The following is a 2386-nucleotide window of genomic DNA, read 5'->3' as shown; positions in this document are numbered from 1 at the left end:
GTGACTGCGTACCTTTTGTATAATGGGTCAGCGACTTATATTTAGTAGCAAGGTTAAGCGAATAGCGGAGCCGTAGCGAAAGCGAGTGTTAACTGCGCGTTTAGTTGCTAGGTATAGACCCGAAACCCGGTGATCTAGCCATGGGCAGGTTGAAGGTTGAGTAACATCAACTGGAGGACCGAACCCACTAACGTTGAAAAGTTAGGGGATGACTTGTGGCTGGGGGTGAAAGGCCAATCAAACCGGGAGATAGCTGGTTCTCCCCGAAATCTATTTAGGTAGAGCCTCGGACGAATTCCATTGGGGGTAGAGCACTGTTAAGGCTAGGGGGTCATCCCGACTTACCAACCCTTTGCAAACTCCGAATACCAATGAGAACTATCCGGGAGACACACGGCGGGTGCTAACGTCCGTCGTGAAGAGGGAAACAACCCAGACCGCCAGCTAAGGTCCCAAAATATTGCTAAGTGGGAAACGATGTGGGAAGGCATAGACAGCTAGGAGGTTGGCTTAGAAGCAGCCACCCTTTAAAGAAAGCGTAATAGCTCACTAGTCGAGTCGGCCTGCGCGGAAGATGTAACGGGGCTAAGCAATATACCGAAGCTGCGGATACGTGTTTACACGTATGGTAGGGGAGCGTTGTGTAAGTGGATGAAGGTGGATTGAGAAGTCTGCTGGACATATCACAAGTGCGAATGCTGACATGAGTAACGATAATGGGAGTGAAAAACTCCCACGCCGGAAGACCAAGGTTTCCTGTCCCATGCTAATCAGGGCAGGGTAAGTCGGCCCCTAAGGCGAGGCAGAAATGCGTAGTCGATGGGAAACGGATTAATATTTCCGTACTTATATAATCAGTGATGGAGGGACGGAGAAGGCTAAGCAAGCTTGGCGTTGGTTGTCCAAGTGAAAGCAAGTAGGCCGAGAATTTAGGTAAATCCGGATTCTTAAAGCTGAGATGCGAGACGAGCCACTACGGTGGTGAAGTTGTTGATGCCCTGCTTCCAGGAAAAGCTTCTAAACTTATGATTATATGAACCGTACCCCAAACCGACACAGGTGGTCAGGTAGAGAATACTAAGGCGCTTGAGAGAACTCGGGTGAAGGAACTCGGCAAAATTGTACCGTAACTTCGGGAGAAGGTACGCCCTTGTTTGTGATAGGACTTGCTCCTTGAGCAGATGAGGGCCGCAGTGACCAGGTGGCTGGGACTGTTTATTAAAAACACAGCACTCTGCTAACTCGCAAGAGGACGTATAGGGTGTGACACCTGCCCGGTGCCGGAAGGTTAATTGATGGGGTTATCTTCGGAGAAGCTCTTGATCGAAGCCCCGGTAAACGGCGGCCGTAACTATAACGGTCCTAAGGTAGCGAAATTCCTTGTCGGGTAAGTTCCGACCTGCACGAATGGTGTAACCATGGCCACGCTGTCTCCACCCGAGACTCAGTGAAATTGAAATCGCAGTGAAGATGCTGTGTACCCGCACCTAGACGGAAAGACCCCGTGAACCTTTACTACAGCTTGGCACTGAACATTGAACCTACATGTGTAGGATAGGTGGGAGGCTTCGAAGCACAGTCGCTAGATTGTGTGGAGCCGTCCTTGAAATACCACCCTTGTATGTTTGATGTTCTAACATTGGTCCCTTATCGGGATTATGGACAGTGTCTGGTGGGTAGTTTGACTGGGGCGGTCTCCTCCCAAATAGTAACGGAGGAGCACGAAGGTTAGCTAATCACGGTCGGACATCGTGAGGTTAGTGCAATGGCATAAGCTAGCTTAACTGCGAGACAGACACGTCGAGCAGGTACGAAAGTAGGTCATAGTGATCCGGTGGTTCTGTATGGAAGGGCCATCGCTCAACGGATAAAAGGTACTCCGGGGATAACAGGCTGATACCGCCCAAGAGTTCATATCGACGGCGGTGTTTGGCACCTCGATGTCGGCTCATCACATCCTGGGGCTGAAGTCGGTCCCAAGGGTATGGCTGTTCGCCATTTAAAGTGGTACGCGAGCTGGGTTTAGAACGTCGTGAGACAGTTCGGTCCCTATCTGGTGTGGGCGTTGGATGATTGATGGGAGCTGCTCCTAGTACGAGAGGACCGGAGTGGACGAACCGCTGGTGTTCGGGTTGTCATGCCAATGGCATTGCCCGGTAGCTACGTTCGGAACGGATAACCGCTGAAAGCATCTAAGCGGGAAGCCGGCCCAAAGATGAGTCATCCCTGACTTTTAAAGTCCGGAAGGGTTGTTATAGACGATGACGTTGATAGGCAGGATGTGGAAGCGTTGTAAGGCGTTAAGCTAACCTGTACTAATTGCCCGAGAGGCTTAACCATACAACGCCCAAGAGGCTTTATATCTTGAGTGTTGTAAGACAAAGCT

1 rRNA gene (cut by a window edge) is annotated in these 2386 nt (G+C 50.6%); it reads left to right on the top strand.

Annotated elements, in window-relative coordinates:
* Positions 1-2340 (top strand): 23S ribosomal RNA (locus C7Y69_RS21230) (it extends 557 nt beyond the left edge of the window).
* Positions 2341-2386 lie beyond the last annotated feature (46 nt).

The organism is Alteromonas sp. KS69, from assembly GCF_003989595.1.
Taxonomy (GTDB): Bacteria; Pseudomonadota; Gammaproteobacteria; order Enterobacterales; family Alteromonadaceae; genus Alteromonas; species Alteromonas naphthalenivorans.
Note: the sequence above shows the minus strand (reverse complement) of the source record. Positions and strands in the feature narration are given on the sequence as shown.